The organism is Faecalimonas umbilicata (assembly GCF_004346095.1).
In the GTDB taxonomy this organism is placed as follows: domain Bacteria; phylum Bacillota; class Clostridia; order Lachnospirales; family Lachnospiraceae; genus Faecalimonas; species Faecalimonas umbilicata.
The window spans coordinates 53,412-78,533 of the sequence record NZ_SLZV01000007.1 but is presented as its reverse complement, the minus strand read 5'-3'; the positions used below and the strand labels follow the sequence as shown (position 1 = coordinate 78,533).

The window sequence follows — 25,122 nt, the reverse complement described above, 5'->3', positions numbered from 1 at the left end:
AAAGGAAAAATTATGATTATCAGAAATATTAATTTAGAGACTGTCTGCGGGATCACAAGTAAGCTGCCGGAAAATGATAAGCCGGAGATTGCGTTTGCAGGGAAATCAAATGTGGGGAAATCTTCGTTGATCAATGCGCTGATGAACCGCAAATCCTATGCAAGAATTTCAGCCACACCAGGAAAGACGCAGACAATTAATTTTTATAATATCAATGAAGAGATGTACCTTGTGGATCTCCCGGGATATGGATATGCAAAAGTGTCGGAGAAAGAGAAAATCCAGTGGGGAAAATTGATTGAAAAATATCTGCATACATCAAAACAGTTACGGGCAGTGTTTCTTCTGATCGACATCCGGCATGAACCATCGGCTAATGATAAGATGATGTATCAGTGGATCGTGGATCAAGGATATAATCCGATTATTATTGCGACAAAATTAGATAAAATCAAGCGCAGCCAGGTGCAAAAACATGTTAAAATGATAAAAGAAGGTCTGCAGCTTGTGCCGGGAACGACAGTTATTCCATTCTCTTCGGAGACAAAACAGGGAAGAGATGAGATTTGGGACCTGGTCGAGCGAGAATTTCTAAATGACGAAGAGACATTACAGGAAACTGAAAACTAAGAAGCAAAGAAAGCTTACTGATTCATAAAAAAGAGGTGGAGCATATGGAAGACAGAAGACCTTACTGGAAAGTGGCGGCAAGTCTTTTGGTCAGTCTGATTGGAACAGTCGTGTTTGTGGTGGCAGGATTTCAACTGATGGGGTATTTTATGCCATTCGTGATTGGGTGGGTAATCGCAATGATTGCCAATCCGGTCGTGCGATGGCTGGAAAAGCGGTTGAAGATCGTAAGAAAGCTGGGCTCAGCGATCATTATTGTAATGGTGCTCGGTCTGATCGTGACAGGACTTTACTTTGGATTCAGCAAGGCGTTTACGGAAATCAAAATTTTTATTGACAATTTTCCGGAGATGTATCAGCAGTTCGAGGAAGATTTTCGACAGATCGGAAGAGAATTCCAGGGGATTTTTCATTTGTTGCCGGCAGAACTGCAGGTGGGCTGGGATGAGATGGTCAACAATATGGATCAGGGAATGGCAGATTTGATCACGGGGATCAGCGAGCCGACAGTGACTGCAGCAGGAAACTTTGCAAAGCGTCTTCCATCTATTTTGATTGCAGTAATCGTGACGGTCATTTCTGCCTACATTTTTATTGCGGAACGTGACGAGATCATTGTGTGGAGCAAGAAGATTGCTCCAAGTGCAGTTCAGAAAAAAATGACGATGGTTGTGGACAATTTTAAATATGCAGTGGGGGGATATTTTAAAGCGCAGTTTAAGATTATGATCGTTGTTGCACTGATCTTGAGTTTGGGGCTGGCATTCTTAAAAGTCAAGTATGTATTACTCTGTGCGATTTTGATTGCACTGCTTGATTTTCTTCCATTTTTTGGAACCGGGACAGCAATGATACCGTGGGCTGTATTCGAGTTTCTGACAGGGGACTATAAACTTGCAATCGGTCTGATTATTTTATATGCTACCACACAGCTTGTAAGACAGCTGATCCAGCCTAAGCTTGTGGCAGATAGCATGGGACTGACGCCGCTTGTGACATTGGTTCTGCTTTATGTTGGTTACAAGATGGGAAGTGTATTTGGCATGATACTGGCAGTTCCGGCAGGAATGATCGTTATTAATATGTACAAAGCAGGAGCCTTTGATTATATTTTAGATGATGTGAAAATATTGCTCAAAGGGATTCAAAAGCTCAGAGAGCCTTAAGGGAAACCAATCCGACAATAGCCGGTAGGAATAAAAATGATACAGCAGAAAGGTGGAAAAACAATGAAGTACGATTTTACAACAATTGTGGACAGACATGGAAAAGATGCAGTGGCAGTAGATCTTCCGGAGTTTTTTGATCCATACAAAGATGGAGTGACATTAAAAGAAGGATTTGATCTGATTCCGATGTGGGTGGCAGATATGAATTTTCCGGCAGTGCCGACAATTCCAAAGGCGATGGAGGAGCGTATCCGACATACGACTTATGGATATTTCGAGCCAAGAAAAGAATATTTCGACTGTATTATCCAATGGCAGAAAAGAAGAAACGGTGTGGAAGCGTTGACACCGGAATGTATCGGTTATGAGAACGGTGTGCTTGGAGGTGTTGTAAGTGCACTCAGAGTTTTCTGCTCACAGGGAGATACGGTGCTTGTACATAGCCCGACTTACATCGGGTTTACCAATACATTAAAGAACAATGGCTTTGATATTATCCATAGTCCGCTTGTGCAGGATGAGGATGGAATCTGGCGTATGGATTTTGAAGATATGGAGCGAAAGATTAAAGAACATAAAATTCATGCTGCAATTTTGTGCTCTCCGCATAATCCGACCGGACGTGTCTGGGAAAGATGGGAATTAGAAAAGGCGATGGAGATTTATAAAGAGAATGACGTCTATGTGATTTCCGATGAAATCTGGTCTGATCTTGTTCTCTATGGAAATCAGCATATTCCGACACAGTCTGTATCTGAAGACGCGAAAAATCGTACAGTAGCTCTGTATGCTCCGTCTAAGACATTTAATCTTGCAGGAATGGTAGGAAGTTACCATATTATCTATAACAAATATATCCGCGAGCGTGTGGAAAAAGAATCTTCCTTATGCCATTACAATTCGATCAACCTCTTATCGATGTATGCGCTGATGGGAGCTTACTGTGAAGAGGGTGCAGAGTGGACAGATGAGCTTCGCGAGGTGCTTGGTGAAAATGTAACATATGCATGTGATTTTATTGAAGCACATTTCCCTGGGGTAAAAGTATCAAGACCGCAGGGAACGTATATGCTGTTTTTAGATTGTACGGAGTGGTGTAAGGAACATGGAACTACAATCGATGAAGTGCAGGCAAAAGGATATGAAGTAGGTGTTGTCTGGCAGGATGGGCGTGCATTCCACGGTCCATGTGCAATTCGTATGAATTTGGCACTTCCATTTAGCCGGGTAAAAGAGGCATTTGACAGACTTGCAGAGTATGTATTTTGTTAAGATAGAAGCGGTGAAAGTTTAGATTTCCTGCTAGTTTGCAGAAGAAAAATGCGACCGTAGAGGAAATTGGGATATGGATCTGTGACAGAATATTCAATTTGAAAGAACAGGACTGCGACCTATCAGGGGGAAATGAAGAACCCAGATAGGTGCGGTCCTTTTGTTAGAGGAGTGTTTCTAAAATAAAGGGAAAAGTTAACCGAGTGCTACATCCAGAATCATCATGACACAGAAGCCGACTGCAAATCCGATTGTGGCAATGTTGGAATGTGTTCCTTCACTTGCCTCAGGGATGATCTCTTCTACGATTACATAAATCATAGCTCCTGCCGCAAAACTTAGCAGGTATGGAAGGAGTGGAATCAGAAAATCGGAGAGCAGGATTACTGCGATTGCCCCAAACGGTTCCACCAGACCGGAAAGCGTACCGTAGAGAAATGATTTTCTGCGGCTGATCCCTTCTGATTTCAGTGGCATGGAGATGATTGCCCCTTCTGGGAAATTCTGAATTGCAATCCCGACAGAGAGAGCAAAAGCAGAGGCAAGAGTTACCTCTGTACCGGCATTTTTCAGTCCGGCAAATACGGCACCGACTGCCATCCCTTCCGGCAGATTGTGGATTGCGACTGCAAGAATCATCATAGTTGTTTTTTGAAGACTGCTCTTTGGTCCTTCCGGTTGCGTTTGATTGAGGTGTAGATGTGGGATCAGGCGGTCACAGAGAAGCAGGAGCAAGATGCCGATCAGAAGACCGGATATTGCTGGGAGGAAGCTGAACTTTCCCATGCCTCTTTCGGTAGACAGATCCATTGCGGGAATCAGCAGAGACCAGACGGATGCGGCCATCATTACCCCGGAAGAAAATCCGAGCAAAGCCTTCTGCAAAAGAGGATGGATTTTGTCTTTCATAAAAAACACCATAGCTGCGCCGAGGGTAGTTCCGACAAATGGGATGGAAACCCCTGCAATTGTATTAAAATCTAACATAGAACCTCCTTGTACTTTTTGATAAAAATGAAATGTTTAATGGAAAAATTATATTGTTATCATATTGTGAAGTGTGAAAAATGTCAATGGCAATGGAAAAAGAAGAAACAGAACAAACATTCGATTTCTTCTGTACTTTTATTATATATTTTGATATAATAACCAAAGAGAATGAAGATAATAGATTCATAGGAGGAATTTCATGGATCATTTTGAATTAGTATCAGAATACGCCCCAACCGGCGACCAGCCGCAAGCCATCGACCAGCTTGTAAAAGGCTTTCAGGAAGGCAACCAATGCCAGACACTTCTTGGCGTTACCGGTTCCGGTAAGACATTTACGATGGCGAACGTCATCGCACAATTAAATAAACCAACATTGATTATCGCCCACAATAAAACTTTGGCTGCCCAGTTATACGGCGAATTTAAAGAGTTCTTTCCTAATAATGCGGTAGAATACTTTGTATCCTACTATGACTACTACCAACCAGAAGCCTATGTTCCATCTTCGGACACCTACATTGCAAAGGATTCTGCCATCAATGATGAGATTGATAAGCTTCGACACTCTGCGACAGCTGCACTGTCGGAGCGAAGAGATGTGATTATTGTGGCGAGTGTATCTTGCATCTATGGACTGGGTTCACCGATTGATTATCAGGAGATGGTGATCTCGCTGAGGCCGGGTATGATCAAGGACCGGGATGAGGTCATTGCGAAGTTGATTGAGATTCAATACGATAGAAATGATATGGATTTTAAGCGTGGAACCTTCCGTGTAAGAGGCGATGTACTGGAAATCTTTCCGGCAATCTCGGAAGATTATGCAATCCGAGCAGAGTTTTTTGGAGATGAGATTGAACGGATCACGGAGATTGATCTTCTGACAGGAGAGATTAAGAGCGAACTGAGCCATGTTGCAATTTTTCCGGCATCACACTACGTCGTATCGAAGGAGAGCATTGACCGGGCAACGAAGGCGATCGAGGAAGAACTGGAGGAGCAGGTTCGATACTTTAAGAGTGAGGACAAGCTGCTGGAGGCACAGAGAATCGCAGAACGGACGAATTTCGATATCGAGATGATGAGAGAAACTGGATTCTGTTCGGGAATTGAGAATTATTCCAGACACCTGACGGGATTAAAGCCGGGAGAAGCGCCACACACATTGATTGATTATTTTCCGGATGATTTCATCATTATGATCGATGAGTCACATAAGACAATTCCGCAGATTGGGGGAATGTATGCGGGGGACCGCTCGCGCAAGAAGACTTTGGTGGACTATGGGTTTAGGCTTCCTTCGGCGTTGGATAACCGACCGCTGAATTTTGAAGAATTTGAAAGTAAGGTCAATCAAATGCTGTTTGTCTCTGCTACGCCGGGAGAGTATGAGGAACGCAATGAACTTCTGCGGGCAGAGCAGGTAATCCGTCCGACAGGACTTCTTGATCCGGAGGTGGAAGTACGTCCGGTGGAAGGGCAGATAGACGATCTTGTTGGCGAAGTGAATAAAGAGATTGCGAAGAAAAATAAGGTGCTGATCACAACGCTGACGAAGCGTATGGCAGAGGATCTTACGGATTATATGCGAGAACTTGGAATCCGGGTGAAATACCTTCATTCGGATATCGACACTTTGGAGCGGACAGAGATCATCCGCGATATGCGTATGGATGTGTTCGATGTTCTTGTGGGAATCAACCTTTTGCGAGAAGGGTTGGATATTCCGGAGATCACACTTGTTGCGATTCTCGATGCAGACAAGGAAGGATTCCTTCGTTCGGAGACATCGCTGATCCAGACGATCGGTCGAGCTGCAAGGAATGCAGAGGGTCATGTGATCATGTACGCGGATACGATGACAGATTCTATGAAGGCTGCCATTGAAGAGACAAAGCGAAGACGTCAGGTGCAGATGGAATACAATGAGAAGCATGGAATTACGCCGAAGACAATACACAAATCCGTACGGGATCTGATCAGTATTTCAAAAAAGGTGTCTTCCGAGGAGATGAAGCTGGAAAAAGATCCGGAATCTATGAGTGAAAAGGAATTACAGGCTGCAATTAAGGATATTAATAAGAAGATGAAAAAAGCCGCAGCAGAACTGAATTTTGAGGTGGCAGCAGAACTAAGAGATCAGCTGATAGAATTTAAGAAAAAGCTGTTGGAGATAGAGGAATCATAAGGACAAAGAAAAGAAGAGGTAAGAAATGGCACGCAAAGCAGAAAAGAAGCAGTATATTAAGATTAGAGGTGCAAACGAACACAATCTGAAAAATATTGATGTGGATATTCCGAGAAATGAGCTTGTAGTATTGACAGGATTGAGTGGTTCTGGAAAGTCTTCTCTGGCATTTGATACGATTTATGCAGAGGGACAGAGAAGGTATATGGAGTCATTATCCTCCTACGCGAGACAGTTTCTAGGACAGATGGAGAAGCCGGATGTAGAGAGTATCGAAGGCCTTTCCCCGGCGATTTCGATCGATCAGAAATCTACGAATCGAAATCCGAGGTCGACGGTTGGAACGGTGACAGAGATTTATGATTATTTTCGATTACTGTATGCCAGGATTGGTATCCCACATTGTCCAAAGTGTGGAAAAGAGATTAAAAAGCAGACAGTGGATCAGATGACAGATCAGATTATGGAACTGCCGGAAGGAACGAAGATTCAACTACTTGCTCCGGTAGTCAGAGGGCGCAAGGGAACTCACGCAAAACTGTTTGAGAAAGCGAAGAAGAGTGGATATGTTCGTGTGCGCGTGGATGGAAGTATGTATGAACTGACCGAGGAGATTATACTGGATAAGAATATCAAGCATAATATTGAAATTGTTGTAGATCGTCTGATCGTACGGGAAGGGATTGAAAAAAGACTGTCAGATTCGATTGAGAGTGTACTGACATTGGCGGAAGGATTGCTTCAGGTAGATGTGATCGGCGGAGAAACATTAAATTTCAGCCAGAGTTTTTCCTGTCCAGATTGTGGAATCAGTATCGAAGAGATTGAGCCGAGAAGCTTTTCTTTCAATAATCCTTTTGGAGCATGTCCGGATTGTTATGGTCTTGGATATAAGATGGAATTTGATATTGATTTGATGATCCCGGATAAAACACTCAGTATCAATGACGGAGCGATTACGGTGATTGGATGGCAGTCTTGCACAGATAAAGGGAGTTTTACAAGAGCAATCCTGGAGGCGCTCTGCAAAGAGTACGGATTTGATCTGGATACGCCGTTTGAGGACTATCCGGAAGCGGTGCAGCATGTGCTGATTCATGGTACAGATGGAAGGGAAGTGAAAGTGTACTATAAAGGACAGCGGGGTGAAGGTGTTTATGATGTCGCGTTTGAGGGACTGCTAAGGAATGTAGAGCGCCGATACCGGGAGACTGGTTCTGAGACGATGAAAGCAGAATATGAATCTTTTATGCGGATTACCCCGTGTCATACTTGTGGGGGACAGCGTTTGAAGAAGGATGCGCTTGCAGTGACTGTCGGCGGAATGAATATTGCGGAGGTAACCGCATTATCAATCGAAAAATTGCAAAAATTTCTTGCAGAACTCGTGTTGACAGAGACACAGGAGCTGATCGGCGGACAGATTCTAAAGGAGATCAAAGCGAGGACAAATTTTCTGATGGATGTTGGGCTGGATTACCTTACCCTTTCTCGGGCGACAGGAACACTCTCCGGCGGTGAGGCACAGAGAATCCGACTGGCGACCCAGATCGGTTCCGGACTTGTAGGTGTGGCCTACATCCTTGATGAGCCGAGCATTGGACTGCACCAGAGAGACAATGACAAGTTGTTAAAGACGTTGAAGCATTTAAGAGACCTTGGAAATACACTGATTGTTGTAGAACATGATGAAGATACGATGAAGGAAGCGGATTATATTGTCGATATCGGTCCGGGGGCAGGAGAGCATGGCGGAGAAGTTGTAGCGGCAGGTACGGCAAAAGAGATTATGAAAAATAAAAAATCTGTGACGGGCGCGTATTTGAGCGGTCGGAAGAAGATTCCGGTGCCGGAAGAAAGAAGGGAGCCGAAAGGATTTCTTAAGATTCTTGGAGCGAGAGAAAACAATTTGAAAAATATTGATGTGGAGATTCCACTGGGGGTCATGACATGTGTAACAGGAGTCTCGGGATCCGGAAAGAGTTCTCTTGTGAATGAGATTTTATATAAAGCACTGGCAAAAGAACTAAACCGCGCCCGGACAATTCCTGGAAAGCATACGCGGATCGAAGGGCTGGAACAGGTAGATAAAGTAATCAATATAGACCAATCTCCGATCGGAAGGACACCGAGATCGAATCCAGCAACTTATACGGGAGTCTTTGATCTGATCCGTGATCTGTTTGCGGCAACGGCAGACGCAAAGGCCAGAGGGTATAAGAAAGGAAGATTCAGTTTTAATGTCAAGGGAGGACGATGTGAAGCGTGCAGTGGAGATGGGATCCTGAAAATCGAGATGCACTTTTTGCCGGATGTCTATGTACCATGTGAAGTTTGTCATGGAAAAAGGTATAACCGTGAGACGTTGGAGGTAAAATATAAAGGAAAAAGTATTTATGATGTACTCAATATGACTGTGGAAGAAGCACTTCATTTCTTTGAAAATGTGCCGAGCATCCGCAGGAAAATGGAGACGTTGTATGATGTAGGACTGTCTTACATTCGTCTTGGACAGCCATCCACCACATTGTCGGGAGGAGAAGCGCAGAGGATCAAATTGGCGGCGGAATTGAGTAAGCGCAGCACCGGAAAAACAGTGTATATCTTGGATGAACCGACAACTGGACTGCATTTTGCAGATGTGCATAAGCTTACAGAAATTTTGCAGAAGCTGTCTGCAGATGGAAATACAGTGGTAGTCATTGAGCATAATCTGGATGTGATTAAAACGGCTGATTATCTGATCGATATCGGTCCGGAAGGAGGAGACAAAGGAGGGACGGTGATCGCAAAAGGAACACCGGAACAGGTTGCCGCTTCCGAATGCTCTTACACCGGAAAGTATATTGCACCGCTGTTGCGGCAGGGGGAATAAACAAAAAAATCAGACAGACGAAAATGAGGAAAGGGGAATCGAGATGTCGGCAGATATCGGAATTGATCTGGGAACTGCAAGCGTACTCGTGTTTATAAAAGGCAAAGGGGTTGTATTAAAGGAGCCCTCTGTCGTGGCACTGGACCGGGATACGAAAGAGATAAAAGCCATTGGAGAAGAAGCTAGACTGATGCTTGGAAGGACACCGGGGAATATCATCGCGATCAGACCTTTGGAAAAAGGTGTTGTATCAGACTATACGGTCACAGAGAAGATGATTAAATATTTTGTGCAGAAGTCGCTCGGAAGAAGAATGTTAAAGAAGCCTAGAATCAGCATTTGTGTTCCGTGTCAGATCACAGAAGTGGAACAGAAGGCCGTGGAGGAGGCTGCTTATGCAGCAGGAGCAAGAGAAGTCTGTCTTGTGGAAGAACCGGTGGCGGCAGCAATCGGAGCTGGTTTGGATATTATGAAACCATTTGGCAATATGATTGTAGATATTGGCGGCGGAACAACGGATGTAGCGGTGATTTCGCTGGGGGCAGCAGTGGTCCATACTTCTGTGAAGACGGCGGGGAATGATTTTGATGAGGCAATTGCACGCTATATGAGAAAAAAGCAGAATCTGCTGGTTGGTGATCGTACGGCGGAGGAGATTAAGATCAAAGTGGGAACGGTTTATCCGCTTGAAGAGGAACTGGAGATAGAGATCAGAGGAAGGAATCTTGTGACGGGATTGCCGAAAACGGTTACGGTGACTTCCTCAGAGACAGAGTCTGTCCTGAGGGAAGTGGCAGACCAGATTGTAGAGTCGGTGATCCATGTACTGGAGCAGACACCACCGGAATTGTCAGCGGATATTTTGGAGCGTGGAATTATGCTGACCGGAGGAGGTGCACTTCTGCGGGGGCTGGATACACTGATGGAGGAGAAGACGGGAATCCGGACGATGGCAGCAGAAGATCCGATGAAAGTTGTTGCAGTGGGAAGTGGACAATTTGCAGAAGTTACTGGGATGAGAAGAAATTCTTAGTCTGGTTTAGATTTTACGAAAAACATTGAAAAGAATAGAGCATAAGCTGCCGGGAAGTAAGGAATTCGGAAGAACAGACATAGGAAGGAAAATCCTGTGAAAAGTTTGGATGGAAGCTTTAGTTCACGGCAGTTTTTTCATATATTTTGTGTGATAGAAGGAGCATATGTATTTTCTGAAAAGCAATCTACAAAGGAGTTTTCATGCTTTTAAGAACGTGGTACGATAGAAACAGATTTAACAGAAAAGGAAAAGAGCAGGAACATGGAGAAAATAATCGGATATGTGGAGCACATTGTGTTTCGCAATGAAGACAATGGTTATACGGTGTTTCATCTGCACAATGAAGATGGGGATCTGACTTGTGTCGGGATGTTTCATTATATTAGCGAGGGAGAGTTTCTGGAGGTATCCGGAGAATATACGAATCATGCGGTGTATGGATCACAGCTTCAAGTACAGGAGTATCGGGTAAAAGAACCGGAAGATCTTCATTCTATAGAAGTTTATCTTGGTTCCGGAGCAATCAAGGGACTTGGAAGTGCGCTGGCAGGCAGAATTGTAAGAAAATTCAAAGGAGATACCTTCCGCATCATTGAAGAAGAGCCGGAGCGTCTCGCAGAGATCAAAGGAATCAGCGAGAGAATGGCAAGAGAGATTGCAGTGCAGGTAGAAGAGAAGAAGGAAATGCGACAGGCAATGTTGTATTTGCAGAAATATGGTATTTCAACAACACTTGCGGCAAAGATTTATCAGCATTATGGACAGAGTATTTATCGCGTGATCGAACAGAATCCGTATCAGTTGGCAGATCATGTAGAGGGGGTTGGATTTAAGACTGCCGATGAGATTGCGGCAAAGGTAGGGATCCATACAGACTCTGATTTCCGAATCCGGAGTGGTATCTTTTACACGTTGCTTCAGGCAGTTGGGGAAGGCCACGTGTACCTTCCGGAACAGACACTGCTTGCGCGAACAAGCCAGCTTTTGCAGGTGAAAATTGAAGATATGGAGCGGCATCTGATGGATCTGTGTATGGAAAAGAAGATCGTTGTCAAGGAGAAGCCAGAGGGAAAGAGAGTGTATGCTTCTCATTTCTATTATCTGGAATTAAATACTGCAAAAATGTTGTACGATCTAGATATCAAAAATGAAGTGGGAGAAGATTATCTGGAAAAGCGCCTGAGCAAGATTGAGGCGTATGCAGAGTTATCTTTGGATGAATTGCAGCGGACAGCAGTAAAAGAAGCAGTAAAAAATGGTCTGCTTGTGCTGACTGGAGGGCCAGGAACTGGAAAGACAACGACGATCAATGCGATGATTCATTTTTTTGAGAGCGAAGGGCTGAATATTTATCTGGCGGCACCGACCGGACGTGCGGCAAAGAGAATGACGGAGGCGACTGGCTGCGAGGCGCAGACATTACACAGACTGCTGGAGGTCAATGGCAATCCAGAGGGGGAACAGACAGGAGGATTTGGAAGAAATGAAGAGAATCCGCTGGAGGCAGATGTGATCATCATAGATGAAATGTCAATGGTGGATCTATCTTTGTTTCATGCGCTTTTAAAGGCGGTGATGGTTGGAACTCATCTGATCCTTGTGGGGGACGTCAATCAGCTTCCGTCAGTGGGACCGGGAAGTGTGTTGAAGGATATGATCAAATCAGAATGTTTTCCGGTTGTGCGGCTCAATAAGATTTTTCGCCAGGCGGGGGAAAGTGATATTGTAGTCAATGCGCATAAGATTAACAATGGAGAGCCGGTTGAGCTGAAAAACAAAGGAAGAGATTTCTTTTTCTTAAAACGGCAGGATGCAAACGTGATCATCAGCATCGTTATCCAGCTTGTAAAGGAAAAAATGCCGAAGTATGTGGATGCTCCGATGCATGAGATCCAGGTGCTTACACCGATGAAAAAAGGATTGATCGGGGTAGAACGGCTTAATGTGATCTTACAGGAATATCTGAATCCGCCGGATCGAAAGAAAGAAGAAAAAGAATATGGAAATAAGAAATTTCGGGTTGGCGACAAGGTCATGCAGATTAAGAATAATTACCAGCTGGAGTGGGAAGTTAAAACGAAATATGGGCTGACTGTGGACAAAGGAGTTGGCATTTTTAACGGAGATATGGGAATCGTCAAGAAAATCGATCATTACCAGGAACTCATGACAGTGGAATATGAAGAAGGAAAGCAGGTAGAGTATTCCTTTAAAATGCTGGAGGAGTTGGAGCTGGCGTATGCGATCACGATACATAAATCCCAGGGGAGCGAGTATCCGGCGGTTGTGATTCCGCTTCTGCCGGGCCCAAGACTGCTGTATCACAGAAATTTATTATATACAGCGATTACAAGGGCAAAAAAGTGTGTTACACTGGTAGGAGATGAGCATACTTTTTATGAGATGATTGAAAATCAAAGTGAGCAAAAACGGTATACTAGTCTGGCGGAAGCGATTCGTGAGCGGTATGAAAGTATCTTGTGATACAAAGAATGAAAAAAACAGAGAAACAGAAGAACAGAGAAAGAAAAACAGCAGAAAAAAGGAGAGCAAAACTTATATGGCACAGGATTTTAGAATTACTCTATCCGACTACTTGTGTGTTTTGTGGAACAGTAGCTTCTGAGGGGATTTGTGAAAGCTGCCGGAAGGAAGTAAAGATACTCCAGGAGCCTCTCTGTAAAAAATGTGGAAAACCAGTGCGCTATGAGGAGCAGGAATACTGCTATGACTGTCAGAAAATCATACATTTCTATGAGCAGGGAAGGAGTCTGTGGCTCCATAAAATGCCGGTTTCGCAATCGATTTATCAGTTTAAGTATAGAAATCGCCGCGTATTTGCACAGTACTATGCGGAACAAATGGCAGAACAGTTTGCAGATCTGTTAAGAAAATGGCAGATCGAGGTGATCATTCCTGTACCAATTCATAAAAGTAAGCGGAGAAAACGAGGATACAATCAGGCAGAAGTTTTGGCAAAAGAGCTTTCCGGGCGGTTGGAGGTCCCTATGGAGGCATTTGCAGTCCGAAGAGTTCAAAAAACAAATGCATTGAAAGAGATGAATCCAAGTGAGAGAAGGAGGGCACTTTCCGGAGCCTTTGCCGTGGAGGATGACTGGAAGCCAAAGAAAAAAGTACTTCTGGTCGATGATATCTATACAACAGGAAGTACTGTGGATGAGCTTGCCCGCATACTGAAAGAAAATGGGGTACAAAAAGTATATTTTCTGACTATAAGTGTTGGACAAGGTTTCTGATTATATGCTATACTAAAAATAGTGTTTGGCTGAGGGGAAAAACAGAGACAGAGGTGACGAGATGTTAAATGAGGAACGAGTCAAGATGATGATAAAGCTGGCCTCTTATGAAGAAGGACAGGGAAAAGAAGATTTTAAAGTAAATAGCTATTATAGAAAAGATTATGTAAGTTTCCGCACAATTGTCACATTGATTTGGACGACGATTGGGTATGGATTGGCAGTCGGATTATTTTTTCTTGTGAATCTGGAGAAGATTTTTGAAGGCCTGACACTTGCAAAGTTTTTTTTGCTTGGTGTGCTGGTTGTGATCGGATATATTGCAGTGCTGATCATCTATGGGATGATGGCTGGAAGTTATTATAAAAAGAAACACAATGAAGCAAAATTGAGAGTAAAGAGATATTACAGGAATTTATCGCGCCTGAGTAAGATGTATAAAAAGGAGAATATGTAGATGAATAGTTTATACGTGTGGAAAGAAGAGATGCAGAAATTATATGCGCGGTATGCAAAATATATTGATAAGGTACTTCAGCTGATTCTTGGAATTCTCGTATTTGGGATGATCAACTCTAAGCTTGGCTATATGGAACTGGCGGCATCCAAATATGTGACGGCAGGTCTGACAGTGTTCTTTACATTTTTGCCATCAGTGTATATGGCAGTGGCAGCAGCAGTTTTGATTTTACTGCATTTGTTTTCGTTGTCAATGGCAGTGTTTGCTGTAACGGCAGCCGTGTTTTTGATGATGTTTATTTTTTATTTTCGATTCGCACCGGGGACGGCGACCATTTTGTTGCTGACACCTCTGGCATTTGTATTAAAAGTTCCGTATATTATCCCGGTTGTCTATGGATTGATCGGAACTCCGGTCTATGTTGTACCGGTTGCATGCGGGACGATTGTCTATTTTATGTTGCATTTTGTATCGTCATCTGCGACTGCATTTAAAGGCAGTGCAGGCGCAGAGGGATTGATGAATGCAGTGACAGAATTTACAAAACAGATTTTTACTAACAAAGAGATGTTGATATTTGTACTTGCATTTTCGGTGTGCCTGCTGATTGTGTATGCAATCCGCAGAAGTTCCTTTGACTATGCATGGAAAGTGGCGATCGCTGTTGGGATTATCGCCAATGTTGTGCTCGTTGTAAGCGGAGAACTTGTCTTTGATGTACATATTCCATATGGTGGTATGATCGGTGGGAATATAGTGGCAGGACTGATTGCAGTTGTGTTGGAATTTTTTGTATTTACAGTGGACTATTCCCGGACAGAGCGGATTCAGTTTGAAGATGATGAGTATTATTACTACATCAAGGCAGTTCCGAAGATTTCAGTGCCGGCTCCAAGAAAGACAGTGAAAAAGATCAATGAGAGACAAGAGACAACAACACTTCCGGCGGATGAGATCAGAGGAGCTGGGGAAGTGTTTGATAGAGATGAAGAGGAGGATCAGCAGGATCTTCAGAGAATGATTGAAAAAGAATTAGAAAAATAGTCTTCAAAAATAAGTACAGGAGGTGATAAGATGGGGGCACAGTTTGAGAGATTTCTTGAAAAATATATTTCCGCATGGTATATACCAGAGATTAAAGTGGTCGATATTATTGAGATCATCATTATTTCGGTATTGGTCTATGAGATTATGGTGTGGATAAAAAATACAAAAGCATGGATGCTGTTGAAGGGAATGCTTGTACTTTGTGCATTCATTCTTGTCGCTGCAATTTTTGAGATGAATACCATTTTGTTCTTGGCGAGCCATGCAATCGATGTGCTGGCGATGGCGGCAGTTGTTGTCTTTCAGCCAGAGCTTCGAAGGGCACTTGAAAAACTCGGAGAGAAAAATATTTTGTCTTCGGTTGTGCCTTTGGATAAGAAGAAAGAGTCTGTCAGATTTAGCACAGAGACTATCGATGGTATTGTCAGAGCATGCTTTGAGATGGGAAAAGTTAAGACAGGAGCGTTGATCGTTGTAGAGAGAGCGATCAAACTGACGGAGTATGAAAGCACAGGGATCCGTTTGGATTGTCTTGTTTCCAGTCAGGTGCTGATCAATATTTTTGAACACAATACACCGCTCCATGATGGTGCGATCATTATCAGAGGAGACAGAATCGTCTCAGCAACCTGTTATCTTCCTCTTTCAGACAATATGAAGTTAAGCAAGGATCTTGGAACAAGACACCGTGCGGCAGTGGGAATGAGCGAAGTGAGCGATGCGCTGATCATTGCGGTATCAGAAGAAACCGGGGCAGTTTCCATCGCGATGGGAGGACGTCTGGAGCGTAATGTACGCCCGGAACGGCTCACAGAGAGATTGCTTGATGTGCAGGATCGTACGGTAGAGCGGAAACGTCTGATTCCATGGAAAGGAAGGCGAAAAGATGAAAGAAAGACTGACAAATAATTTGGGGCTGAAATTCATCGCAGTGTTCTTCACAATAGTTTTGTGGCTTGTTGTTATGAATGTCGAAGATCCGATTGATACACGGACTTTTAAGGGGATTTCTGTTGGAATACGGAATGATGATATTATCACATCCAAAGGGAAGACGTATTCGGTTGTCGGAGAGCAGTCTGTGGAAGTCACAGTTAAGGCAAAAAAATCTATTTTGAGTGATCTGAAGGAACATCCAGAAAAGATAACTGCATATGCAGATATGCAAAATCTGGAAAGCAGGGCTTTGATTCCAGTAGAGGTAAGTATCAGCGGATATGAGGATGAGTATGAGGAGGCCTATACCAATCCGAGAAATCTGGAAGTAGAAATTGAGAATTATCTGTCCAAGAGATTTCCGATTGTCGCAGAGACGAGAGGCACTGTGAGAGATGGATATGTGCTCGGACCGGTCACACCGAATCCGGCTTATATTACAATCCAAGGTGGTGTCAGCGCTATCAATCAGATTAACAAAGTTGTGGCAAAAGCAGATGTGTCGGGGATGTCAAACGATGGAGAAGTTCCGGCAGAATTGATTCTTTATGATGCCGGCGGAGGAGTCATTGATCAGTTCCAGTTTGAAACGAACCTTGGAGAAAAAGGAGTATCTGTTGATGTGGAGTTGCTTGATACGAAAAACGTAAAGCTGGATGTACTATATAATGATGCCATTGCAGAGGGATATGTGGTAGAGGAAGCTTTGATCGAACCGGCTGAGGTACAGATCGCAGGAAGACCGGATGTGTTAAAGGAAATCGATAAGATCACAATACCGGCGGAGGCATTGGAAAATACAGAAATCAGCAGTCGTACGGAAGTTGGAATCGATGTGACGCCATATCTTCCGGAAAATACAAAACTGGTAGATGAGAGTCAGAAAAATATTGCAGTGACGATTTCTGTCAGCGAAGGTGGAAGCAGAAGAATCCATATATCGGTATCTTCGATCATTCCGAGAGAACTGGAAGAGGGACTGAAAGTCAGCTTTGATTCTGAACAGATCGAATTGGCATTTACTGGTTCCGAAGAGAATTTGAAGAAACTTGATGCAAGCAAGATCAATGTCTATATTGATATGAAAGATTATAATACACCGGGGAAATATCAAGTAGTTCCAGTCGTGGAAGGATATGGAGACTGCCAGTATAAGGGTGAGAAGATCAATATTACAGTCGAAAAGAAAAAGTAAAAAACAGGAGGCAGAGATGATCAGGCAGGTAGTGACAATCAAGAATCCAACCGGGCTTCACTTGAGCCCCGCCGGACTTCTGTGTAAGACGGCAATGCAATTTGAATGCAAGATTACATTTCAGGCGAAAAATTCTACTGGGAATGCAAAGAGTGTTCTGAGTATTTTAGGGGCTTGTGTGAAATCTGGAGATGAGGTAGAATTTATATTTGAAGGTGAAGATGAAGAAGCAGCAGCCCGAGAGATTATAGAGATGATCGAAAGTGGTTTAGGAGAATAAGATAAAAATAGTCGAGATCAATGCTCGACTATTTTTGCAAAAGAAAAGGAGAAGAAAAATGAACAGAGCGACATTGGTAATTATGGCGGCGGGTATTGGAAGTAGATTCGGTGGCGGAATCAAGCAGTTGGAGCCAGTCGGACCAAATGGTGAGATTATCATGGACTATTCGATTGCGGATGCGATGGAGGCAGGTTTTGATAAAGTCGTATTTGTGATTAGAAAGGATCTAGAGAAAGATTTTAAAGAAGTCATTGGAAATCGGATTGAAAAAGTGGTAAATGTAGCGTATGCTTATCAGGAGCGAGAAGATATCCCAGAACAGTATCGCGAACGATTTGCAGAGCGAACAAAGCCGTGGGGAACCGGACAGGCAATTCTTTGCTGTAAGGATGTTGTAAAAGAACCGTTTCTTGTGATCAATGCAGATGATTATTATGGAAAAGAAGCATATGCAGAAGCTTTCCGGTATCTGACAGCAGAGAAGGAACAATCAGAAAAGCAAAAGCTGTGTATGGTGGGATTTGTTCTGAAGAATACATTAAGTGAAAATGGCGGTGTGACAAGAGGAATCTGCAAAGTAGATGAACAGGGAATGCTGACAGATATTGTGGAGACACATCAGATTGAAATGGTACCGGAAGGGGCGGCAGTGCGTACAGAGGAAGGAATGCAGCCGATTGATATTGATTCTCCGGTGTCAATGAACATGTGGGGACTGACTCCAGAATTTTTTCCTATTTTAGAAGAAGGCTTTGAGGAGTTCCTTTCTCAAATACCAGAGTCGGATCTGAAAGCAGAATATCTCCTTCCAACCATCATTGGTGAACTGTTAGAAGAGCAGAAGGTGGAAGTAAAAGTGCTGAAATCACATGATAAGTGGTTTGGGGTTACTTACAAAGAAGATAAAGAGGCAGTTGTAGAAGCGATCAGAAGCCTTGTGGCAAACGGGGTATATCCGGAAAAATTATTCGGATAAGTGCTAGATAGAAAGAAAGTAGAAGGCAGAAAATACATGCATACAAAAATAAAAAATACTGTTTGGAAAGGATTGGCAATTTTATTGTCAATCCTTGTAATTGTTTTGAGTGGTTTGGGAATTGTATTGTTCAATGCATCCAGATGGGTGATGGATACGTGGGGGCTGATTACATTTGATGAGATTATTTTTCATCTGAAGGTACCGATGGAGGGAACAAATACGGATATGATATTTGATTTTATCAATCAGTGTCTTCCGGCTGCAATCTTGGTAATGTTATTAGAACTGGCAATTTTTATTGCTTTCAGAAAAAGGAGAAAAAAATATGCTGTAGTTTGCACGGCAGGAATCGTTGGGGCAGTTGTCTTATCGGTGAGTGCGGCAAATTATCTCTGGGTGAATCTGGATATTGGAACGTATCTGGAAACACAGGGGAAAGATTCGACATTTATCCAGGATCACTATGTAGATGTGAAAAATACAGAACTCATTTTCCCGGAGCAGAAGAGGAATCTGATCTATATTTTCCTGGAATCTACAGAAGCGACCTTTATGGGAAAAGAAGATGGAGGCGCCTTTGATCAAAATGTGATTCCGGAACTGACGGAGGTTGCAAGAAATAATATTAGTTTTTCCAATTCAGATTTGCTGGCAGGAGGTGCCTATCCGGCATTTGGTTCTACGTGGACGATGGGAGGAATGTTTGCACAGACTTCAGGACTTCCGTTGAAGATTCCGATTGATGGAAATGCGATGCCTAATCAGGATTTATTTATGCCGGCAGTTACAAGTATTGGAGATATCCTGGCAGAGCAGGGATACCGACAGTCACTTCTGATTGGTTCCGATGCGGAGTTTGGCGGAAGAAAAAATTATTTTGAGCAGCATGGAAATTATGAGATGCTGGATTACGGATGGGCGAATGCAAATGGGAAAATTCCGCCGGATTACCGTGTGTGGTGGGGATATGAAGACCAAAAACTGTTTGATATCGCGAAGGAAAAGCTGACAGAGATTTCGATGACAGGACAGCCGTTTAACTTTACAATGCTGACTGTTGATACACATTTTGAAGATGGATATTATTGTGAAAAATGTCAGCCTGTGACTGAGAATCAATATGCAAATGTATACTTGTGTGCGAGCCATCAGCTTCAGGAATTTCTTACATGGATCCAACAGCAGAGCTTTTATCCGAATACAACGATCGTTCTGTCAGGGGATCACTTGACAATGGACAGTGATTTTTGTTTGAATATTGATCCGTCATATGAAAGAACGGTGTATAATGCGTTTATCAATCCGGCAGTTATGCCAGTACAGACAAAGAACAGACAGTTCACGACGATGGACATGTTTCCGTCTACACTTGCAAGTATGGGTGTGACGATTCAGGGAGAACGTCTGGGACTCGGTACGAATCTGTTTTCAGCAGAACCGACGCTGGCAGAGCAGTACGGAATAGAAACAATCGATGAAGAACTGGTGAAAGAATCAAAATTCTTTGATAATTTTGTCAGCGATATCAAAGTGGAGGGAGAAGAATAATCCATGAGGAGTGTAGTAATAATAGGGAGAAAATCAATTGAGAGAATGCTCGGTCTGCTGTGTATCATCGCGGCAACACTTATTTTTGGAATGTCCGTAAAGGCGGCAGGACCGGAAGAGGTTGCGTATGTATATCTAGACGAAGATGTTGTGGGCACATCAGGAGTACAAAATATCGTTGTCGGTTTTCAAAAGGAAGAAATGGTGATTGGGGGTGCCAGATTATTCTATCAAACGGAATCCGGAACTGAGGGTATTGTGGAAGCTGCACAGATTTTAAATAACACCGTTCTCTTTCAGAAGGAGGGGATGGAGGAAATTGGGACTTATCAGATCACGGGAATTGCATATCTTGATGGAGCAGGTGCGGAACAGATGATTTTGTTTGCAGAAAAAGGAATCACAGCTTCTTTTCAAGTAGTGCAGGATGAGGCGCTGTTCGTTCCGGAGTCGGGTGCTCAGGTGGAAACTTATTCGATGAATGAGGAAAAGCAGATGGTGCAGGCAGGGGCAGAGACAGCGGAGGCCGCAATTTCAGAAACGCTGGGTGAGGCGGGAGTTACTGAGGCGGCTGCCCGAAATGCGAGAAGCGGAGAGCGAAGAGAAGTGATTGTTGCAATCGGTGCAGGTCATGATGCAAACCATCCGGGAGCATCTGCAAATGGATTGCGGGAAGAGGTGCTGACATTGAAAGTGGCAAGATACTGCCAGCAGGAATTGTCACAGTATCGTGGAGTCAGAGTTGTAATGATCAGAGAAAGCGAAAGCTGTCCTTATAACTCAACATCAAGCTATTGTCTGAATCAGAGAGTAAAAGATGCAAAAAATGCCGGAGCAGATCTTTATGTAGACCTTCACTTTAACAGTGGTGGAGGAACCGGAGCAGAGATTTATTATCCAAATAAAAACTACCGTCCGGACTTGTCGGAAGAAGGACTCAGTGTGTCAAATAAAATTTTAGAGCAGCTTTCTGCGCTGGGACTTACGAACCGGGGAGCCAAGATCAAGGACAGTACACTGGCAGGACCGTCCGGGCAGTATCCGGATGGAAGTAAGGCGGATTATTTTACGACAAATGTGCTGGCAAAAGAACTTGGACTGACAGGAATTATTGTAGAGCATGCGTTCCTCGATCATGGATATGATGCGGCAAAACTTCAGGACGAAAACTTCTTGAGACAGTTAGGGATTGCAGATGCGACAGGAATCGCTCAGAAATATGGGCTGGTGAAAGGGAACGAAACAAAGCAGGGGCTGAATTTGAAAGCACATGTACAAGAACTTGGGTGGCAGAGTACTGTGGGAGATGGAGAACTCTGTGGAACAACTGGAAGAGCACTTGGCTTAGAAGCGCTTCAAATGAGCATTGCTGGAATGGAAGGCGTGGGGATTGAGTATAGTGCCCATGTTCGTGACATTGGATGGCAGGGAACCGTCCGTGATGGTGAGACAGCGGGAACAACAGGAAGAAATTTACAGATAGAAGCATTGAAAATTAAATTGACCGGAAGCAACGCAACAAAGTATAATATATATTACCGAGGACATGCCTCCAACATAGGATGGCTTGACTGGGCAAAAGACGGACAGGCAGCGGGAACACAGGGATATGCTTATCAGTTAGAAGCAGTTGAGGTTCGGATTGTACCGGCAGGAAGCGCCGCGCCGGGAGCAACAAATAGGCCGTTTTTAGACAAAACACAGGAACAGCCAGCGGTGACACTTTCTTATCAGGCACATGTTTCTGAGATTGGCTGGCAGAATGCAGTGGGAAGCGGAGTAACTGCGGGAACAGTTGGAAGAGCACTTCCGATAGAAGCGCTCAAAGTGAATTTAAGTGGAATATCGGGCATTCAGTATCGTGCACATGTCTCTGAGATTGGTTGGCAGAGCAATGTGACAAATGGAAAGATGTCAGGAACAACCGGAAGAGCACTTCCGATGGAAGCATTGGAGATGAAACTGACTGGCAATGCGGCTGCGAAGTATGATATTTATTATAGGACGCATTGTAGAGATTTTGGATGGCTTGCGTGGACAAAAAATGGTGGAAAGTCAGGGAGTGCAGGGTATGCAAAATCTATAGAGGCAGTAGAAATCCAATTGATTCCGAAAGGACAGGCGGGTCCGTCTACATCAGGTACAGCTTTTAAAGAGCGATAAAAGTAAAATGCATCAGATAGGAGGTAATATGAAAAAAACAAAAAGAAAAGTTGCGGCATTTTTGTTGGCTGTGGGCATGAGTCTGACGAGTATTCCTATGTCGGCATATGCACAAGAGGTGCAGGAACCATCTAATCAGGAACAGGAAAGCCAAGAGGTTGTTCAGGAAGAAAAGGAAGAACAGGCAGAATCTGTTGAAGAGCAGGAGACAGTCGAGTTTCAGGGAGAAAATCCGGAAAGTAATCAAACGATTACGAGTATGGATCTTGATGGAAATGTTACAGAAGTTGTAATCGAAGATGGAACAGTAGATAGTTACGCTGCAGAAAAGGCAAGGATTGGGGGAGGACAGATTGTCAACTTCAATACAGGAAGCGGTGGTGTGACAGAATATATAGAAGAGGGGACAAACACTTCAGGATATACACATGGATCGTATGGAGCGGATGCCGCTTACCTTGGGACAAGCGGCGGGAAAGTAAGATTTATGCTGTCTGGGGTTATTGGCCTTGTAGATGCCAATAAAGTTCAGGTTGTCAGTGCAGCAGCAGCACAATCTGTAAGTTATTATGCTGTCACAGGAGGAAGACTGATTCATTATATTACGATAAATGTAAATAAAAGTTCCTATGCGAGTGTACTCGATAATGGGGCGGCTCCGTCTTATTTGTCAGAGGGCACAAAGTATTACAGCTATGATGGACATTACTTTTATCCAGAATCAGCATTTCAACAGATGTTGGAGGATTATAAAAATGGAAACCGAAGCAGATCGGTAAATGCAAGTGCGCCATATTACAATTATTATCAATATCTTCCGTTTCGAAGCACAACGAATTATGGAAGTGATCTGAATGCGATGATTAATGCGAGGGTAACTGCAAGTTCAAAAATGAGAGATCTGGGAAATTCGTTTATCAATGCGCAGAATACATATGGAATCAATGCATTGCTTGCTGTTGGAGTAGCAGCCAATGAAAGTGCATGGGGATCCAGCTGGATTGCACAGAATAAAAATAACTTATTCGGTCTGAATGCGATTGATACTTCGCCAGGACAGAGCGCAGATTATTTTGCCAGTCCGACACAGTGTGTCAATGAATTCACAGAGACATTTCTTTCAAAAGGATATATGAATCCACAGGATTGGCGTTATTTTGGAGGATTTCTAGGAAACAAAGCGAGCGGAGTGAATGTAAAATATGCCTCCGATCCGTACTGGGGTGAGAAAGCTGCAAATGTAGCCTGGAGTTTAGATAAGGCAAATGGTAACAGAGATGCGGGGAAATATACAATTGGAGTCAAAGATACGCTCAGTAATCAGCATACAGATCTGAATGTGAGACAGGAGAGAAGCGCTTCTGCAACAAAAGTATATTCCACCGGCACACAATCCAGCCATGCGTTTATTCTACTCGAACAAAATCCAACATCCGGCTTTTATAAAATTCAGTCAGATCCAGTATTAAATGGGAGCAGAAGCGGAATTCATTCCGGAAGTGGTCGGTATGACTTTACAAACATGTATGCTTATGTAAGCAGCGATTATATTACAAAAGTTTCTATCGGAAACGGGGATTCAGGAAACAGTAATTCTGGTAATGGAAATTCTGGAGGCAACAATGGAGGAACATCAGTGGATCCCGTGTCAGTGCCGGAGGCTCTGAAAAATGTGATCAGTTACTCAGCTCATGTACAAGATATCGGTTGGCAGGATGCGGTATCAAATGGTGTGATGGCAGGAACAAACGGAAGAAATCTTCCGATGGAAGCGATTAAAATTCAGACAAGCGGTGTGGCAGGGCTAGGTGTGAAATACAGTACACATACGAGAGATTTGGGATGGCTTGAATATGTGAGTGACGGAAGTGTTGGCGGAACAACGGGACAGGCGAAGCCAATCGAAGCTATTAAAATTGAACTGACAGGAGAAAAAGCGGCAGATTATGATATTTACTACCGGGTTCATGTACAAAATTTTGGATGGCTTGATTGGGCGGATAATGGTACTGCTGCAGGAAGTCAAGGATATGCTTATCATATAGAAGCGATTCAAATCGCAGTGCTTCCAAAATGGAGTAGTGCACCGGGGAAAACAGATACTCCGTTTCAAGTGAAATCCGTAGATCTTCAGTACCGTGCACATGTATCTGAAATTGGGTGGCAGGAGTATGTCGGAAATGGAACACTTGCAGGAACGGTAGGTAAAAATCTTCCGGTAGAGGCTCTTCAGATTGCAGTGAAAAATGCGGGCAATTTAGGAATAAAGTACAGTGCTCATGTAAGAGATATTGGATGGCAGGATTACGTAAAAGACGGCCAGACGGCAGGAACAACGGGAAGAGCACTCTCAGTGGAAGCTCTTAAGATTCAATTGACCGGATCGGCAGCGGCTAATTATGATATTTACTACAGAACACATGTGCAAAATCTTGGCTGGCTCGATTGGGCGAAAAATGGAGCAGCATCAGGAAGCGCAGGGTATGCATACCATGTGGAATCTCTTCAGATTATTATTATGCCAAAAGGAAGTGCTGCACCAGGGAAGACGGCGAATGCTTTTCAAGAGAAAGGGATAGAAATACAATATCAATCACATGTACAAGACATCGGCTGGCAGAACTGGGTAAAAAATGGCGAGTTGAGTGGCACGACCGGACAGGCAAAAGCGATTGAAGCAATGCATATTTCCCTTGTAAATGCAACAGCAGGAGGAAATATAGAGTACCGTGCACATGTGCAGGATATTGGATGGCAAGGTTGGGTGAAAAATGGAGCGCAGACCGGTACAACCGGAAGGGCACTTCCGATGGAAGCGGTGAATATTCGCCTGACAGGAGCGTTGTCAGAAAAATATGACATTTATTACAGAACGCATTGTAGAGATTTTGGATGGCTTGGCTGGGCGAAAAATGGCGAGTCAGCAGGATCAGAAGGGTATGCAAAAAATATAGAAGCTATAGAGATCAAACTGGTCAAAAAAGGAGAGCAGGGACCATCAGGAGGTGGAACTGCCTTTAAAAAGAAATAAAAGCAAAAAATGGCGGGTGAATATCCGTCATTTTTTGTTGTGATTCTTTATTGAGAATCA

The 25,122-nt window shown here is 43.6% G+C and carries 18 protein-coding genes; 17 read left to right on the top strand and 1 reads right to left on the bottom strand.

Annotated features, from left to right (window positions below; translation table 11 throughout):
- The first annotated feature begins 12 nt into the window (after positions 1-12).
- Genes yihA through EDD74_RS04830 form a run of 3 tightly spaced genes read left to right on the top strand, consistent with a single transcriptional unit; the run spans position 13 to position 3,071 of the window.
- Positions 13-630 carry a ribosome biogenesis GTP-binding protein YihA/YsxC gene (gene yihA, locus EDD74_RS04840; protein WP_009262988.1) on the top strand — a complete coding sequence of 206 codons (618 nt, stop codon included), beginning with the start codon at positions 13-15 and terminating at the stop codon, positions 628-630.
- A gap of 44 nt (positions 631-674) precedes the next feature.
- Complete coding sequence (gene ytvI, locus EDD74_RS04835) at positions 675-1,796, top strand: sporulation integral membrane protein YtvI (protein WP_039861409.1); 1,122 nt, start codon at positions 675-677, stop codon at positions 1,794-1,796.
- A 36-nt stretch (positions 1,797-1,832) separates the two neighbouring features.
- The gene (locus tag EDD74_RS04830) at positions 1,833-3,071 is read left to right on the top strand and encodes a MalY/PatB family protein (RefSeq protein ID WP_008976530.1); all 1,239 of its coding nucleotides are present in this window, start codon (positions 1,833-1,835) and stop codon (positions 3,069-3,071) included.
- Positions 3,072-3,266: 195 nt separating this feature from the next.
- Here EDD74_RS04830 and EDD74_RS04825 read toward each other — a convergent pair whose 3' ends face one another.
- Entirely contained in the window at positions 3,267-4,058 is a 792-nt protein-coding gene (locus EDD74_RS04825) for a ZIP family metal transporter (protein ID WP_116441661.1), read from the bottom strand.
- A gap of 202 nt (positions 4,059-4,260) precedes the next feature.
- Between EDD74_RS04825 and uvrB the strand changes: the two genes are divergently transcribed.
- The 14 genes from uvrB (at position 4,261) to EDD74_RS04755 (ending at position 25,062) form a co-directional block, all read left to right on the top strand.
- A complete protein-coding gene (gene uvrB, locus EDD74_RS04820; protein ID WP_116441662.1) occupies positions 4,261-6,252 on the top strand; it encodes an excinuclease ABC subunit UvrB in 1,992 nt (663 codons plus the stop codon).
- Between the two features lie 25 nt (positions 6,253-6,277).
- Positions 6,278-9,127 carry an excinuclease ABC subunit UvrA gene (gene uvrA, locus EDD74_RS04815; protein ID WP_008976521.1) on the top strand — a complete coding sequence of 950 codons (2,850 nt, stop codon included), beginning with the start codon at positions 6,278-6,280 and terminating at the stop codon, positions 9,125-9,127.
- 43 nt (positions 9,128-9,170) lie between these two features.
- Positions 9,171-10,160: a rod shape-determining protein gene (gene mreB, locus EDD74_RS04810; protein ID WP_008976520.1), complete on the top strand. Its 990-nt coding sequence runs from the start codon at positions 9,171-9,173 to the stop codon at positions 10,158-10,160.
- 264 nt (positions 10,161-10,424) lie between these two features.
- A complete protein-coding gene (gene recD2 / locus EDD74_RS04805) occupies positions 10,425-12,647 on the top strand; it encodes an SF1B family DNA helicase RecD2 (protein ID WP_008976519.1) in 2,223 nt (740 codons plus the stop codon).
- Positions 12,644-13,420 carry a ComF family protein gene (locus EDD74_RS04800; protein ID WP_008976518.1) on the top strand — a complete coding sequence of 259 codons (777 nt, stop codon included), beginning with the start codon at positions 12,644-12,646 and terminating at the stop codon, positions 13,418-13,420. The genes recD2 and EDD74_RS04800 overlap by 4 nt, the downstream gene beginning before the upstream one ends.
- Positions 13,421-13,505: 85 nt before the next feature.
- Positions 13,506-13,877 carry a hypothetical protein gene (locus EDD74_RS04795; protein WP_242990126.1) on the top strand — a complete coding sequence of 124 codons (372 nt, stop codon included), beginning with the start codon at positions 13,506-13,508 and terminating at the stop codon, positions 13,875-13,877.
- The gene (locus tag EDD74_RS04790) at positions 13,878-14,924 is read left to right on the top strand and encodes a hypothetical protein (protein ID WP_116441663.1); all 1,047 of its coding nucleotides are present in this window, start codon (positions 13,878-13,880) and stop codon (positions 14,922-14,924) included. It begins immediately after the preceding gene.
- A gap of 30 nt (positions 14,925-14,954) precedes the next feature.
- Positions 14,955-15,836, top strand: coding sequence for a diadenylate cyclase CdaA (cdaA, locus tag EDD74_RS04785; protein ID WP_008976514.1), 882 nt, complete (start codon positions 14,955-14,957; stop codon positions 15,834-15,836).
- The gene (locus EDD74_RS04780) at positions 15,814-17,058 is read left to right on the top strand and encodes a CdaR family protein (RefSeq protein WP_116441664.1); all 1,245 of its coding nucleotides are present in this window, start codon (positions 15,814-15,816) and stop codon (positions 17,056-17,058) included. The genes cdaA and EDD74_RS04780 overlap by 23 nt, the downstream gene beginning before the upstream one ends.
- A gap of 16 nt (positions 17,059-17,074) precedes the next feature.
- On the top strand, positions 17,075-17,338 hold the full coding sequence (locus tag EDD74_RS04775; RefSeq protein ID WP_009262977.1) for an HPr family phosphocarrier protein: 264 nt from the start codon (positions 17,075-17,077) through the stop codon (positions 17,336-17,338).
- A 58-nt stretch (positions 17,339-17,396) separates the two neighbouring features.
- Positions 17,397-18,317 (top strand): nucleotidyltransferase family protein, encoded by a 921-nt coding sequence (locus EDD74_RS04770; protein WP_016439991.1) that lies wholly within the window; start codon positions 17,397-17,399, stop codon positions 18,315-18,317.
- 36 nt (positions 18,318-18,353) lie between these two features.
- The gene (locus tag EDD74_RS04765; protein WP_116441665.1) at positions 18,354-19,868 is read left to right on the top strand and encodes an LTA synthase family protein; all 1,515 of its coding nucleotides are present in this window, start codon (positions 18,354-18,356) and stop codon (positions 19,866-19,868) included.
- Positions 19,869-19,871: 3 nt separating this feature from the next.
- Positions 19,872-22,031, top strand: coding sequence for an N-acetylmuramoyl-L-alanine amidase (locus EDD74_RS04760; protein ID WP_116441666.1), 2,160 nt, complete (start codon positions 19,872-19,874; stop codon positions 22,029-22,031).
- Positions 22,032-22,059: 28 nt separating this feature from the next.
- Complete coding sequence (locus EDD74_RS04755) at positions 22,060-25,062, top strand: glucosaminidase domain-containing protein (RefSeq protein ID WP_116441667.1); 3,003 nt, start codon at positions 22,060-22,062, stop codon at positions 25,060-25,062.
- The last annotated feature ends 60 nt before the right edge of the window (positions 25,063-25,122 follow it).